The organism is Aliiroseovarius crassostreae (genome assembly GCF_025137635.1).
GTDB lineage: Bacteria > Pseudomonadota > Alphaproteobacteria > Rhodobacterales > Rhodobacteraceae > Aliiroseovarius > Aliiroseovarius crassostreae.
Window position 1 is genome coordinate 2,427,020 of the sequence record NZ_CP080772.1, and the last position, 14,078, is coordinate 2,441,097.

Annotated in this window: 11 protein-coding genes and 1 other RNA gene; 8 read left to right on the forward strand and 4 right to left on the reverse strand. The window is 59.1% G+C overall.

Going from position 1 to position 14,078, the window contains the following annotated elements:
- Nucleotides 1-164: 164 nt before the first annotated feature.
- Nucleotides 165-262, reverse strand: an RNA gene (gene ffs, locus K3J57_RS11595) — signal recognition particle sRNA small type.
- 52 nt (nucleotides 263-314) lie between these two features.
- The gene (locus tag K3J57_RS11600; protein WP_259796002.1) at nucleotides 315-2,267 is read right to left on the reverse strand and encodes a bifunctional 2',3'-cyclic-nucleotide 2'-phosphodiesterase/3'-nucleotidase; all 1,953 of its coding nucleotides are present in this window, start codon (nucleotides 2,265-2,267) and stop codon (nucleotides 315-317) included.
- A 169-nt stretch (nucleotides 2,268-2,436) separates the two neighbouring features.
- On the opposite strand from K3J57_RS11600, the gene nudC reads away from it, so the two are divergent.
- Together nudC and K3J57_RS11610 are read left to right on the forward strand one after the other, a co-directional pair.
- Nucleotides 2,437-3,399 carry an NAD(+) diphosphatase gene (gene nudC, locus K3J57_RS11605; protein ID WP_259796004.1) on the forward strand — a complete coding sequence of 321 codons (963 nt, stop codon included), beginning with the start codon at nucleotides 2,437-2,439 and terminating at the stop codon, nucleotides 3,397-3,399.
- A gap of 75 nt (nucleotides 3,400-3,474) precedes the next feature.
- Complete coding sequence (locus tag K3J57_RS11610; protein WP_259773143.1) at nucleotides 3,475-3,936, forward strand: SRPBCC family protein; 462 nt, start codon at nucleotides 3,475-3,477, stop codon at nucleotides 3,934-3,936.
- Between the two features lie 113 nt (nucleotides 3,937-4,049).
- Here K3J57_RS11610 and K3J57_RS11615 read toward each other — a convergent pair whose 3' ends face one another.
- On the reverse strand, nucleotides 4,050-4,886 hold the full coding sequence (locus K3J57_RS11615; RefSeq protein ID WP_055187460.1) for a prephenate dehydratase: 837 nt from the start codon (nucleotides 4,884-4,886) through the stop codon (nucleotides 4,050-4,052).
- 117 nt (nucleotides 4,887-5,003) lie between these two features.
- On the opposite strand from K3J57_RS11615, the gene K3J57_RS11620 reads away from it, so the two are divergent.
- From K3J57_RS11620 to K3J57_RS11640, 5 genes are all read left to right on the forward strand, one after another.
- Entirely contained in the window at nucleotides 5,004-5,531 is a 528-nt protein-coding gene (locus tag K3J57_RS11620) for a c-type cytochrome (RefSeq protein ID WP_259791948.1), read from the forward strand.
- A 260-nt stretch (nucleotides 5,532-5,791) separates the two neighbouring features.
- On the forward strand, nucleotides 5,792-7,732 hold the full coding sequence (locus K3J57_RS11625; protein ID WP_259791950.1) for an extracellular solute-binding protein: 1,941 nt from the start codon (nucleotides 5,792-5,794) through the stop codon (nucleotides 7,730-7,732).
- Nucleotides 7,733-7,738: 6 nt separating this feature from the next.
- Nucleotides 7,739-8,824: a microcin C ABC transporter permease YejB gene (locus K3J57_RS11630; protein WP_055187457.1), complete on the forward strand. Its 1,086-nt coding sequence runs from the start codon at nucleotides 7,739-7,741 to the stop codon at nucleotides 8,822-8,824.
- Nucleotides 8,825-8,827: 3 nt separating this feature from the next.
- A complete protein-coding gene (locus K3J57_RS11635) occupies nucleotides 8,828-9,934 on the forward strand; it encodes an ABC transporter permease (RefSeq protein WP_173484889.1) in 1,107 nt (368 codons plus the stop codon).
- Nucleotides 9,931-11,547 (forward strand): ABC transporter ATP-binding protein, encoded by a 1,617-nt coding sequence (locus K3J57_RS11640; protein ID WP_259796009.1) that lies wholly within the window; start codon nucleotides 9,931-9,933, stop codon nucleotides 11,545-11,547. Before K3J57_RS11635 ends, K3J57_RS11640 begins: the two co-directional genes overlap by 4 nt.
- 96 nt (nucleotides 11,548-11,643) lie before the next feature.
- Here the strand turns inward: K3J57_RS11640 and K3J57_RS11645 are convergent, their stop codons facing one another.
- A complete protein-coding gene (locus K3J57_RS11645; protein ID WP_259791955.1) occupies nucleotides 11,644-13,101 on the reverse strand; it encodes a D-alanyl-D-alanine carboxypeptidase family protein in 1,458 nt (485 codons plus the stop codon).
- Nucleotides 13,102-13,719: 618 nt separating this feature from the next.
- Here K3J57_RS11645 and clpS point away from each other — a divergent pair.
- Nucleotides 13,720-14,052 (forward strand): ATP-dependent Clp protease adapter ClpS, encoded by a 333-nt coding sequence (gene clpS / locus K3J57_RS11650; protein WP_055187452.1) that lies wholly within the window; start codon nucleotides 13,720-13,722, stop codon nucleotides 14,050-14,052.
- Nucleotides 14,053-14,078: the final 26 nt, after the last annotated feature.

Below are 14,078 nucleotides of genomic sequence, written 5' to 3' on the forward strand. Positions count from 1 at the left end.
CCTGAAGGATGTTTGTTACAATCATAAAGTCCCTCCGTCTGGTGCGTTGTTGGTGTGGCCCTTCTCGGTAAAACTCCGTTTCACCTGCCGGGGTCTGGATGTTCCCTCTCGGTGATTGTGCCAATCGCCTGTCGGGCTTGTGATTTCCTGACGGAAATGCACGCGGGTGAGAGGCTGAACACGACCCAAGCGGGGCTCGTTGTGGCTGCTTCCTTCCGGACCTGACCAGGTTGGCGAGGCGCCTGCCCGCGCCAACCTCTCGGGGTTTCATATAGGATGGGTTCAAACCGGATGCAAGCCTTGCGCGCACGAGATTACAGCATCAGCTCGTAGAGGGAAAAGCCACGTGGATCCTCTTCGCCAAGATCCCGCAAAGACAAGGGCACCCCCTCGGCCAATTGCGCTTTTCCAAGCGGCGAAGACGGGAACACAACGCTGGCTTCCCTGACCGGGGCGAAGGTGAATTGCAGTGTCGGCTCCAGTTCGATGTTCTGACGCTGTTCGACATATTGGCGCACCAGATCCCGGATCGACACCTGTTTCACGGGAACGATCCGATCCGGGTCGATGATTGGAAACCCTCCGCCGCCCCGGATGCGGAAATCACTGGTGACCAGCAGGAACTCGTCCTCATCACGCACCAGCCTGTCCTGATATCGCAGATCCGTGATCCGACAGGCGGCGGGATTTTCCAATCGCCCTGCCGTGCTGAACCGCGCAGGTTGTGACAGGTCAATCCGATAGGTCACCCCAAGAATGGTTTCGAGCAGATATCCCGGCGTGCCCACATCCTTGAGCACCTGCCGTGCCTGCCCCGGTGCCACCTGGCAGAACACGCTGGCTGCGCGTTCCAGCCAATCTCGGATATAGGCCCCGCTGGCCCGCACCAATGCCAGCTCATTGGGAAAGATGTACAGGTCCGACACCGAGCGCAGGGTCAGCTCTCCCGGTTGGATCGAGGTAAAATAGCCGGGACCTCCCAGCCCTCCGTTTTTAAACGGGGCCGATGAGGCCAGCACAGGCAGGTCCGGCACCTCACCATCGCTGATCAGCTGGCGGGTGAAATCTGTCATGGCCTGCTGCACCAGACGGGTCGACGGGTCCAGTCCCACCAGTGAAAAATAGCTGTGCAGACTTTGATGCGCGTATCCGATGCGGGTGCGCACATGCATCAGGGTGCTTTCGTGCAACTGGCCCAGAAGCGCCGAGAAATCAGCCCCAACCGCGTCCTGCTCGCTTTCCGGCACTTCGCGCAGTTCGGACCGGCCGGCACATATGTGCCAGCGACCATCGCTGCGGGTCAGATCCAGATCAATCACCCCCAGATGGGACCCCCAGAAACCCGGCACCACCACCGGTTTGCCATGGATCTTGCCCCCTTCGAGATCCATATGCGCCGCGTGCAGCCAGTTATGGGCAGGGTTTGCATCCCCGGGTGGCGGTGGAAAGCACTGATGCGAATGCCCGCCGATCACCACGTCGACCCCATCAATCTCACAGAGTGGCACAACCGCATTTTCCATTCCGGGTCGCGGCTCTGACATGTCAATTCCGCTATGCGCCAGAGCGACCACAAGGTCGACCCCCTTGGCGCGCAACCGTGGAACAAAGCTCCGCGCGGCCTCAAGGATATCACGTGTGCCCGGCGTGATGGGTTGAGATTCGCCCGTGTGGATCGAGTTTGGCGGCAGAAAGCCGATCACGCCGATCCGAAGCATATGCGACGCCCCATCGCAGTCCTGAAAGCGACGATTGAGGATCGTGTAAGGCGGCATGAAGGTGCTGTCGAGAAAGGGATGCTCGCCCTTTTTCAGCACCGAATTGGCCGAGACAATCGGAAACTCGGCCTGTTCGATTGCAGACAGCAGGACATCCACACCTCGGTCAAAATCATGATTGCCAATGGTCGCAGCGTCATAGCGCAGATGGTTCATCGCGGCGATCATCGGGTGAACCTCGGGAAGGTGCCCGCGCGCCCGCTCGCCCCGGGCCTGTTCGACCACAAAATCTCCCATGGCCGTGCCATGCAGGAAATCCCCCGCATCCAGCAGAACTGCATTGCGCCTTTCCATACGCGCCTGCTGGATCAGCTTGGCGGTTTGCGCCAGCCCCCAGCGCGCGTTTGGCAGATCGTTCAGGTAATCATACGGCAGGATATGCATATGCAAATCCGTGGTCGCCAGAAAGCGCACCTTCATCCTGAGAGATCGGGAACACTCATCCACATTCGCGGCGTTTTGCGACACGCTTGCTTGCCTTTCTACCATTTCCCCACTTGCACAGGAAATTTGCGTTTTGCACAAAGTAGCTTAACGCCGAATGGGAAGGGCCACCAGCAAAAGATGAATCGAGAGATAAGACACTACCTATAGGGGATATGACCGCCTATATGAAAGGCGAAGGACGCATTTTCTGGAACAAAGAAAGACGATTTCAATGGCAGCCACCGATATTTTGAGTTTTGGAGTCAACCAGTTGGACCGGGCCGCACATTTTCGCTCCGACCCGGAAAAGCTCCTTGGTCTTCAGGCAGATGGGGTCTTTTTACCGCTTTGGCGGGGCAAACCTCTGGTCCATCCTGAGGACGGAGGGGGGCTTCGGTTGGTGCTGGTCGAGCAAACCCACCCCCTCGTTGCAAACTGCAATGATTCCCCGGTTTTCCTCGGTCTGTCCGGGGACCAGCCAGTCTTCGCCGTGACCCTGCCGGACTGGGAAGGCATTGCCCTTCCCGACACCAACAGCTTCCTCGACACCCAGGAGCAGAGCCACCCCGAGGCCCCGGCTGGCAGTGTGTTCAAAGAGCTGCGCACCATGCTGACCGCGCTGACCCCACCCCAGGCCGAGATTGCCGCCACTGCGCGCGCGATCCACGAATGGCATCGCAGCCACAGGTTCTGCTCTTGCTGTGGTCAGCCCTCGCTCAGCGCGCAGGCGGGGTGGCAACGTGATTGCCCGTCCTGTGGGCGGATGCATTTTCCACGCACGGATCCCGTGGTGATCATGCTGATCACCCATGGCAACAGGGTGCTGATCGGTCGCTCTCCGGGCTGGCCCGAGGGGATGTATTCCCTGCTTGCCGGTTTCATGGAACCGGGAGAAACCATCGAGGCCGCCACCCGCCGCGAAGTGTTTGAAGAAACCGGTGTGCGGGTCGGCAAGGTCGGCTACCTCGCGTCGCAGCCCTGGCCCTTTCCGGCCTCACTGATGATCGGCACCCGGGGGGACGCCCTGAGCGACACGATCACGCTGGACCCGAACGAGCTGGAGGACGCCTTATGGTTGACCCGCGAAGAGGTGATGCAGAGTTTCGCGGGACACCATCCCGCAATCCGCCCGGCCCGCCCCGGATCCATCGCCCATTTCCTGCTTAGAAACTGGCTTGCGGATCACACCGTTTGACCGCAGATTGGGCCGCAAGTTTGCTGCGTCATCCGAACTCCGGTATGCGTGGGTTCCGTAACAAATGAGGTTGTCATGAAATTCAGCACCCGCGAAGATATCGCTGCCAACATCGAATATGTCTTTGCATCGGTATCTGATTTCGGTGGGCTGGAACGCGCCGCCCTGCGCCGGGGCGCAGATGTGGTGCGCACGGATACCCTGTCCGCCCCCGGACCGGGCATGAGCTGGCGGGCAACCTTTCCCTTTCGCAATCGCGAACGGCAAGCAGACATGAAGCTTACCCATTACGAAGCCCCGCACGGCATGGTCCTGTTTTCCAAGATCTCGGGAATTGAAGCGGAGGTTCGTGTTGACCTGGTGGCATTGTCCCCACGGCGCACCCGCCTGAATCTTGACGTGGAAATGAAACCGAAATCCATCCCCGCACGTCTGATGATGCAGTCGATGAAGCTCGCGCGGGGGAACCTGGTCAAAAAGTTCCGCCGCCGGGTGGCTGATTACGCGCAGACGATCGAAGACCGCGCCCGGTCCTGACAGCCCCGCCTGACGACCCCGACCACCGGCTTCCGCGCCATGTCATCTGACCCGGAGATGTCCCGGCTCAGGTGCAAATTCAGCTGTTTTCCGTCAGGTCTCTTGCCAAAGACTCACTCGTCACGACTCGGGTCGCGTGGATACACCCCGAGGATATCAACCGTCTCGGTGAAGTGATCCAGCTCTTCCATTGCCAGGCGCACGCCCGGATCATCAGGGTGGCCGTCAATATCGGCATAGAATCGGGTCGCGGTGAAAGATCCGTCGACCATATAGCTTTCCAGCTTGGTCATGTTCACCCCGTTGGTGGCAAATCCCCCCATCGCCTTGTAAAGCGCCGCCGGAATGTTGCGCACTTCGAACACAAATGTGGTGATCATACCGTGCTCACCACGCCGCTCATGGTTCGGCTCACGCCCCATGATCACAAACCGTGTGGTGTTGTGGCCATGATCCTCGACATCCTCGGCCAGAATATCGAGCCCATAAATCTCGCCTGCCAGGGATGAGGCCAGAACACCCTCTCCCGCCACCTTAGTCTTGGCAAGCTTGGCCGCCGCCCCGGCACTATCCGCAGCAGCGACACCTTTAATCCCGTGCAATTTCAGGAAGTTGGCAGATTGCGGCAGCAACACCAGATGGGCGCGCACCAGGCTGATATCGTCAATCCTTGCCCCCGGCAGGGCCAACAGGCTGATCCGCACCCGCACGAAGGCCTCATCCAGAACATGCAACCCGCTTTCCGGCAGGAGACGGTGAATGTCGGCCACCCGTCCATAGGTCGAGTTTTCGATCGGCAGCATGGCCTGATCCGCCGCCCCTGACCGCACCGCGGCAATCACGTCCTCGAACGTCTCACAGGGCATCGCCTCCATATCCGGACGGGCCTTGATACAGGCCTCATGTGAGTAGGCTCCGGGTTCCCCCTGAAATGCGATCCGACCGGTCATTTGGCTGTTCACTCCTGCACTATGGCAATTTGTCCCTGTGAATAAGCGTCATATCGCTTGAAATGACACAAGGGAAGCGGCTAGAAGGCTTTAACTTTGGATGAAACGAGACGCGACATGTTCGACACTATGACACTGACGAAAGCCGGTGGTGCCCTGTGCGGTGCCCTGCTTGTTTTCCTTCTGGGCAGCTGGGTTGCCAATATTCTGTTTACCGAAGGCGATAGCCACGCTGCTGACGGTCATGCCACCACCGGCTTTGTTCTGGCTGCCGGTGAAGAGGCCGCAGAAGAGGAAGTGGTGGAAGAAGTTTCCTTTGAAGAGCTTCTGGCATCCGCCGACGCCGAAAAAGGCGCGAAGGTCTGGAGCAAGTGTAAAGCCTGTCACAAGCTGGAAGACGGCGCCAACGGCACCGGCCCGCATCTTTACGGTCTGATTGATCGCCCGATCGCTTCGATTGACGGCTTCGGTTATTCGGACGCGCTGGCTGGGCTGGCTGGTTCCAACTGGACCGCGGAAGAGCTGAACATCTGGCTGACAGATCCGAAAGGCTACGCTCCGGGCAACAAGATGACCTTCAAGGGTCTGAAGAAAGACACCGATCGTGCCAACCTGATTGCCTATCTGGGCACCATCGGCGGCTAAGCCCCCGATACAGGCAGCGCCTGACACAGATTGAAGACAGGGCCATCAGCCGATGCTGGTGGCCTTTTTCTTTGCGGCCCGCTCCCATGCAGCAAGTCTTCGCCTACCCCCACGCAGGATTGAACCCGCGCGAGGTTTCAGGGCCAAGTTTGGGATTCACACAGTTCCTAAAACGCTTTAACGTCCGATGGGAATGACACGCCTGTCCGGTTTCACCGCAGGTTGTGTATCTGCAACAAGATGACATCAGGAGATCCATCATGACCTCATCGCGTTTTGGCCCCGTATCCCGTCGCACGGCCCTTGGTCTGATAGGAGCGGGAACAGCGGTGGGGCTTGGCGGCATTCCACGCACGGGCTGGGCATCGGGCAGCGCAGGCTCGGGCGGGAAATTGATCCGAAGCCACGGGTATTCCTTCTATGGAGAGCTGCAATACCCGGCTGATTTCCCCCATCTCACCTATGTCAATCCAAACGCCCCGAAAGGCGGCACCATCACCCTGTCCGAACGCGGGACCTTTGATGGTTTTAACCGCTGGTCCTGGAAATCCGGGAATGCGGAAGTGAACTCTTCTGTCGTGGCGGAAAGCATGTTTGGCGACATGCCCTTTGGCGGCGGCATCCCCGCTGACAACATCACCGACAGCTATGGCCTGATCGCGGAAAGCGTCGAATACCCGGAAGATCAGTCCTATTGCATCTTCCACATGCGCCCCGAAGCGCGGTTCCGCGACGGATCTCCGCTGACCGCACATGATGCCGCATTCACGCATAATCTGTTTCTGGAACAGGCCATTCGCTCCTACGCACGTGCGGTCAAGGAGCGGATCACGTCGGTCGAAGTGCTGGATGATCACACGATCAAATATACCTTTGCAGATGGCATTTCCCGCCGCTCATTGATCGACCAGGTCGGGGGCACGCCGATTTTCTCCAAAGCCTGGTATGAGGAAACCGGTGAACGGCTGGACGAAGGGTCGTTGAAATCCCCAATGGCCAGCGGGCCTTACCAGTTGGATGACTACGAGCTGAACCGCTATGTGGTTTACAAGCGCAATCCCGATTACTGGGGCTGGCATCTGCCGATCAACCAGGGCCGTCACAATTTCGATTATGTCCGGTTTGAATATTTCGCCGATGACACGGCCGAGTTTGAAGCGTTCAAGGCAGGCGAGGTCACCTTCCGCCCCGAAGGCAGCACCAAACGTTGGGCCATCGACTATGATTTCCCCGCCGTGGAAAACGGCGACGTGGTGCGCGAAGAGATTTTGCTGCAAAACCCGCCCAGCAATAGCGGCATCATCTTCAACACCCTGAAGGCGCCGCTGGATGACAAGACAGTTCGCCATGCGCTGTCGCTTCTGTTCAACTTCGAATGGGTCAGCAAGTCCCTGCAATATGGCCTGACCACCCAGCGCCATTCCTTCTCACAAGGGACTGAGGTGATGGCCGTGGGGCTGCCCGAGGGCAAGGAACTTGCGTTTCTGAAATCACTGGGGGATTTGGTGCCGGAAGAGATGCTGACGGAACCGGCGGTAATGGCCCACAGCTCAAACCCTGATAAGCCATCGGACCGCAAGAACAAGCGCAAGGCCCTGAAGCTGCTGGAACAGGCCGGATGGCGCGTGGATGACGCAGGCGCATTGCGGGATGCTTCTGGCAACCAGATGACGCTGGAATTCCTGCTGTCATCGGCAACCTCCAACACCGCTTCTGCGATCATCACCGCCTATGTGAAGGCACTTCAGGATCTGGGGATCGACGCGAAGGCGGAAAAGGTCGACTCGGCCCAGATGCAGAAACGGTATCTGGACAAGGATTACCAGATGCTGTTCACGCGATATAATTCCTTTATCCAGGCGGGCACTGGTCTTCGGCAGATGTTTGGCTCTGAAACGGCCGAAGTCTCCTCTTACAACCCGGCCACGCTGCGCAGCCCCCTGGTTGACGCCATCATCACCGCAGCTCTGGACACCACTACCCGCGAAGACGAAATCACCACCCTCACCGCATTGGACCGTGCACTGCGCCATGAACGCATCATGATCCACGCCGGGTATGTGCCCGATACATGGCTGGCCTATTACGACTTTTTTGAACATCCCGAAAACCTGCCGCCCCATGCAACGGGCTTTCTTGATTTCTGGTGGATCAACGAAGATAAATACGCCGCTTTGAAATCCAAAGGTGTGCTGAGGTAATCCCCTGTGGGCGCTTATATTTTACGACGTCTTCTGCTGATCATCCCAACCCTTCTGGGCATCATGATCATCAACTTCACGCTGACCCAGTTTGTGCCGGGTGGCCCTGTTGAACAGGTGCTGGCCAAGCTTCAGGGCGAAGGGGATGTGACCCAGCAGATCATCGGCAATGCCAATGATGTGGGAGAGGAAACCTTTGGATCCGATAGCGAATACATTGGGGCGCGCGGCCTTCCCAAGGAGTTCATCGAAGAGCTGGAACGGGAGTTTGGCCTCGACAAGCCGCCGGTGGAACGGTTTTTCCTGATGCTGTGGAATTATATGCGGCTGGATTTTGGCGAAAGCTATTTCCGGTCCATCGGCGTGTTCGAACTGGTGGCCGAGAAGCTGCCCGTGTCGATCACCCTTGGCCTGTGGTCCACGCTGATCGCCTATATCGTGTCGATCCCGCTGGGGATCAAGAAAGCCGTGCAGGACGGATCACGCTTTGACACCTGGACCTCGGGCATGATCATCATCGCCTATGCCATCCCCGGCTTTCTGTTTGCGATCCTGCTTCTGGTCGTGTTTGCGGGCGGATCCTATCTGCAATGGTTCCCGCTGCGCGGCCTGACCTCGGACAATTTCGAAGAGCTGAGCCTCTGGGGCAAGATCATCGACTATTTCTGGCACATCACCCTGCCGGTCCTAGCCACCACAATCGCCAGCTTTGCCACGCTCACGCTGCTGACCAAAAACAGCTTTCTCGACGAGATCAAAAAGCAATATGTGGTCACCGCCCGCGCAAAGGGCCTGGCTGAGAACCGGGTGCTTTATGGCCATGTGTTCCGCAATGCGATGTTGATCGTGATCGCAGGTTTCCCCTCGGTCTTCCTTGGCGTTTTCTTCGGCAGCTCGGTCATTATCGAGACGCTGTTCTCGCTGGACGGGCTTGGCCGGCTGGGGTTCGAAGCCGCGCTGCAACGCGATTACCCGGTGATTTTCGGCACGCTGTTCGTCTTTGGCCTGATGGGGCTGGTGATCGGTATCCTCTCTGACCTCATGTATGTCTTTGTCGATCCGCGCATCGACTTTGAAGCGCGGGAGGGCTGATCCATGGCGCTCTCCCCCCTCAACCAGCGCCGCTGGCGCAATTTCCGCCGCAACGGGCGCGCTTTCTGGTCGCTGATTATCTTCTGCCTGCTGTTTGGCCTGTCGCTGATCGCGGAACTTCTGGCCAATGACAAACCGATTTTGGTGAGCTATCGCGGCGAGTTTTATGTGCCGATCATGAAATTCTATCCCGAAACCACCTTTGGCGGCGATTTCAGGACCGAAGCCCCCTATGGGGATATCGAGGTGCAATGCCTGATCAAAACCGGCGGGCTGGAAGCCTGCTGGGACGCCCCCGACGAGGTGATCGCCGAGGCCGCAACCGGTCAGTTCGAAGGTGCGCCTGTCGAAGCCGGGTGGCTGTTATGGCCCCCGATCCCCTATAGCTACACCACCATTGTCGACACGGGCGGGGCCGTGCCCTCAGCCCCCAGTGCGCAAAACTGGCTGGGCACCGATGACACGTCGCGCGATGTGCTGGCGCGGGTGATCTATGGCTTTCGGCTGTCGGTGGTTTTCACCATTGTCGTGACCCTGCTGACCTCGGTCATCGGCATTGCCGCGGGGGCGATCCAGGGTTATTTCGGCGGCAAGACCGACCTGATTTTCCAACGTCTGCTGGAGATCTGGGGCTCCACCCCATCGCTTTACGTCATCATCATCCTGTTTGCCATTCTCGGACGCAGCTTCTGGCTTTTGGTCTTTGTGACTGTCCTGTTCGGCTGGCCAGCGCTGGTCGGCGTTGTGCGGGCCGAGTTCCTGCGCGCGCGCAATTTCGAATATGTCCGCGCCGCGCGCGCCCTTGGCGTCTCGAACCGGGTCATCATGTATCGGCATGTTCTGCCCAACGCGATGGTGGCCACGCTCACGCTTCTGCCGTTCATTATCACCGGCACGATCTCAACCCTGGCAACGCTGGATTTCCTCGGTTTCGGGCTGCCCTCCTCTGCGCCATCGCTGGGGGAACTGACCCGTCAGGCCAAAGCCAACCTGCAGGCGCCCTGGCTTGCCTTCACCGCCTTCCTGACCTTCTCGATCCTGCTGTCGCTGCTTGTCTTCATCTTCGAAGGGGTGCGCGACGCCTTTGACCCGCGAAAGACGTTCCAATGACGGATGCCCGCGTTCTGAAAGTTGACAATCTGCAGATTTCCTTCCGTCAGGATGGGCAGCTTCACCCGGCGGTGCGCGGGGTGAGTTTCGAGGTCGGGCATGGGGAAACCGTGGCGCTGGTCGGCGAAAGCGGATCGGGCAAATCGGTGACCGCCCTGTCCACCGTGGGACTGTTGCCTGACAGCGCGCAGATCACCGGATCCGTCACCTATGAAGGGCGCGAGATGATCGGCGCCTCGCTGGCCGATCTCAGGGATGTGCGTGGCAACGATATCAGTTTCATTTTTCAAGAGCCGATGACCTCGCTCAATCCGCTGCACACGATTGAAAAGCAGCTGGCGGAAAGCCTGGAACTGCATCAGGGGCTGCGCGGAGAGGACGCGCGTGTGCGCATCCTCGACCTGCTGAACAAGGTGGGGATCCGCGATGCCGAACGGCGCCTGTCCGACTATCCGCACCAGTTGTCCGGCGGTCAGCGCCAACGGGTGATGATCGCCATGGCGCTCGCAAATGGGCCGGACCTGCTGGTCGCGGATGAACCCACCACCGCACTGGACGTCACCATTCAGGCACAGATCCTCGACCTGTTGATGGAGCTGAAAGAGAGCGAAGGCATGAGCCTGCTTTTCATCACCCATGACCTTGGCATCGTGCGCCGGATCGCCGACCGGGTCTGCGTGATGAAAGGGGGTGAGATCGTCGAGACGGGCCCAACCGCCGAGATCTTTGCCAATCCGCAAAATGATTATACCAAAACGCTGATCAACGCCGAAGCAGCGGGCCGCCCGGAGCCAGTGGATGCCGAGGCGCCGATCATCGCTGAAACCAAGGACCTGCGCATCTGGTTCCCCATCCAGCGCGGGCTCATGCGCCGCACCGTGGGCCATGTCAAAGCGGTCAATGCTGCCTCATTCACGGTCCGGGCCGGTGAAACGGTGGGCATCGTGGGTGAAAGCGGATCAGGCAAGACCACGCTGGCGTTGGCGGTTATGCGGCTGATCCGGTCGGACGGGCCGGTCGTTTTTCTGGGCGAAAACATTCAGGGGCGAAAATCACGCCAGCTGCAACCGCTGCGCCGCGACATGCAGATCGTGTTTCAAGACCCCTATGGCTCGCTGTCACCGCGCATGACCTGCGAAGAGATCATTGCCGAAGGGCTGACCGTGCATGGGGTGCAGCCGGGCCGCAACAGACGCGAAATGGTGGCTGAAATCATGGAAGAGGTCGGCCTTGATCCCACCACGATGGACCGCTACCCGCACGAGTTTTCAGGGGGGCAGCGCCAGCGTATCGCCATCGCCCGCGCGATGATCCTGCGCCCAAAACTGGTGGTGCTCGACGAACCCACCTCGGCCCTCGACATGACCGTGCAGGTGCAGATCGTAGAGCTTCTGCGCGGGTTGCAGAAAAAATACGGCCTTGCCTATCTGTTCATCAGCCACGACCTGCGCGTGGTCCGCGCCCTTAGCCACAAAGTGCTGGTGATGCGCGCGGGCGACATTGTCGAAAGCGGTCCCGCAGATCAGATTTTCGACGCACCGGGCACCGATTACACCCGCGCGCTGATGGCCGCAGCCTTTGACATGAAAGCCTCGGACACGGTGTCGCAATAAAGCCTGATCACAAGCCTGACAAAACAGCAAAGGGCGCCGGAAAACCGCGCCCTTTTATTTTGTTCTGAACTTTACCTGCAATGCAAGTTGGTGGGATCAGCTCGGCCCCAACACCTTGCACTCCGTGTTCCGGGCGCTCAGGCGGCGACAGGCAAGATCGGCCTGCTCCTCTGTCATTCCGACAAAATTCGCATACCACCCCTTCGGACGCTTCACCACTTTGCGCAGCGCATCATCCAGCGTGTCGATCTCTTTCAGCGCGGTTTTCAGCAACAGACGCTCCGCCTGATACCGAGACCCGAGAATACCGACATTGATGCCCCAATGGCGTCCACCGGACGTGGACATCCGCGTCACCACTTCCTGCGGCACAGGATCGGTGGGCGTTTTGGCGCGGGCCGCAAGCACGATCCCTGCAGGACGCGGGCGCGGGGCCATGACGGAAGCCGGGGCCAGAAGGCTGCTGGTGACCGGGCGCGCCGCAGATTTCTGCGCCACGACCGGCGACGGTGCGGGAACAGGGGCGGGAACAGGCGCAACCGGAGTTGCAGCGGCAACCACAACTTCCCGGTTCACTTCTTCGACCGCCTCGGCGATCCCCTCACTCAGCGCCGCCAATTGCGCGGAGGTGACAGGTTCCGCTGTGGTCTCAGGCGTTCCCGAAGCGGGGCGCAGCATTGGGCGCGGACTGGTTTTCACCGCCCCCACCAGACGAATGGTCTTGCCCGCCCCTTGCGGCGTGCCATTGCCCTGATAGGTCGGTTTGGACGGTTTGCGCACCGCCACACGGCTGGGGGCGCGACGGAACCCAAGGTCCATCAGTTCCGCCACTTTTGCATTGCGCGACGCAGTGGACCGCCCGCCAAACACGGTGGTGATAATCCGTTCGCTTCCGCGCTGCGCAGAGGCAACAAGATTGAAACCGGCCGCACGTGTATACCCGGTTTTGATCCCATCTGCACCACGATAGCTGTTTAGAAACCGCGTATTGGTGTTGTTCACCCGCCGCATTCCGGCATCCGCCGTCCGGCGCGAGAACAGGTTGTAATAATCCGGGTAATCATAAAAAACGTGTCGCCCCAGGGTCGTCATGTCCCGCGCCGTGGACAGGTGGCCGCTTTCCGTCAGGCCATTGGCGTTCTTGAAATGCGTCCGGGTCATCCCCATCGCCTTGGCGGTCCGGTTCATCCTGCGGGCAAAAGCGGCTTCTGATCCCGAAATCGCAATCCCGATCGCGGTGGCGGCATCATTGGCGGATTTGATGGCGGCGGCACGAATCAAATAGCGCAGCTTGATCTTCTGCCCGGCCCGCAGCCCCAGCTTCGAAGGCGGCTCAGCGGCCGCCTTTCTGGTGATCGTCACCACCGTATCCAGAGAGATTTCCCCGCGAGATATTGCTTCGAATGCAATATAAAGCGTCATCATCTTGGTGAGTGACGCCGGGTGCAGCCGGGTATCGGCATTGCGGGCATGAAGAATTTTACCCGAGCGCGCGTCCATCACCATGGCCGCATACGGCGCAGCCACCACATGCCGGACCGAAACCGCCGACATAACGCAAAATACTGCGAGAAATAGCCAAAAACTGGCCCACTGCCCAAGACGTGTCTGCACGTCGCTTACCTTTTCTGCCTCAAATCAGACATGCCCTGTTCGGGTCTGCGTCTGAAATCGGGTCTGACGCCCGTTCATTTATTTTCTTCAGCGTAACACGAGAATTCCAATCATGGAAAGTCAATTTTCCCTTGTTTTGCGAGAGGTTCCGCGCCGTGACCTTCTGACCACGCCACAAGCTTGAGTATCCCTGCACGGGCAGACCACAACATCTGCCCTTTGCCCCCGCAGGATCGACCAATCATCCCACCTGTTCGAATTCCGACGATGTGGCTGCAACCCAAACGCCACCGGCGCACGACACCAGACCTCCGCCCAAGATCCCGCCATACCCTCATCCCGCCCACGCCCGCTGCAACGAAACCAATTGTTGTGACTTTTATGCGCAGTCTGTTAAGAGCCTCGTGATATTCGGGGCCCCTGACAGGGGGAACCGGCCCTTTTGAAACTTCCGCGCCGTCCCTATATACTCGGCAAAGCACCAGGCTGGCCCAACCGGACCCAGCTGCAAACATGACAGATCTTCGGAGAAGCCCCGTGCGTTTTGACCCCATCCTCATGACCACCGCGCAGCGCAACGGCGGAAGCGACGATGATGGCGATCTGGGTGTGGCGCTGGCCACCAAACCCAAGACCAAGCGACCACCGATGTACAAGGTCATGATCCTGAACGATGACTTCACCCCGATGGAATTCGTGGTGATGATCCTTGAACGCTTTTTCGGCATGAACCATGCGCAGGCGTTCGAACTGATGTTGACCGTGCATAAAAAGGGTCTGGCCGTTGTGGGCGTCTTTTCCTTTGAAATCGCCGAAACCAAAGTCACCCAGGTCATGCAGTTGGCGCGCGAGCATCAGCACCCACTGCAATGCACCATGGAACGAGAATAATCCCATCAACCCTCTGAGCGGAGGCT

Excerpts from the sequence above, each read along its gene's own strand:
- K3J57_RS11600 (WP_259796002.1), bottom strand. The coding sequence starts at position 2,267 with ATGGTAGAAAGGCAAGCAAGCGTGTCGCAAAACGCCGCGAATGTGGAT.
- nudC (WP_259796004.1), top strand. The coding sequence starts at position 2,437 with ATGGCAGCCACCGATATTTTGAGTTTTGGAGTCAACCAGTTGGACCGG.
- K3J57_RS11610 (WP_259773143.1), top strand. The coding sequence starts at position 3,475 with ATGAAATTCAGCACCCGCGAAGATATCGCTGCCAACATCGAATATGTC.
- K3J57_RS11615 (WP_055187460.1), bottom strand. The coding sequence starts at position 4,886 with ATGACCGGTCGGATCGCATTTCAGGGGGAACCCGGAGCCTACTCACAT.
- K3J57_RS11620 (WP_259791948.1), top strand. The coding sequence starts at position 5,004 with ATGTTCGACACTATGACACTGACGAAAGCCGGTGGTGCCCTGTGCGGT.
- K3J57_RS11625 (WP_259791950.1), top strand. The coding sequence starts at position 5,792 with ATGACCTCATCGCGTTTTGGCCCCGTATCCCGTCGCACGGCCCTTGGT.
- K3J57_RS11635 (WP_173484889.1), top strand. The coding sequence starts at position 8,828 with ATGGCGCTCTCCCCCCTCAACCAGCGCCGCTGGCGCAATTTCCGCCGC.
- K3J57_RS11640 (WP_259796009.1), top strand. The coding sequence starts at position 9,931 with ATGACGGATGCCCGCGTTCTGAAAGTTGACAATCTGCAGATTTCCTTC.
- K3J57_RS11645 (WP_259791955.1), bottom strand. The coding sequence starts at position 13,101 with ATGTCGGCGGTTTCGGTCCGGCATGTGGTGGCTGCGCCGTATGCGGCC.
- clpS (WP_055187452.1), top strand. The coding sequence starts at position 13,720 with ATGACCACCGCGCAGCGCAACGGCGGAAGCGACGATGATGGCGATCTG.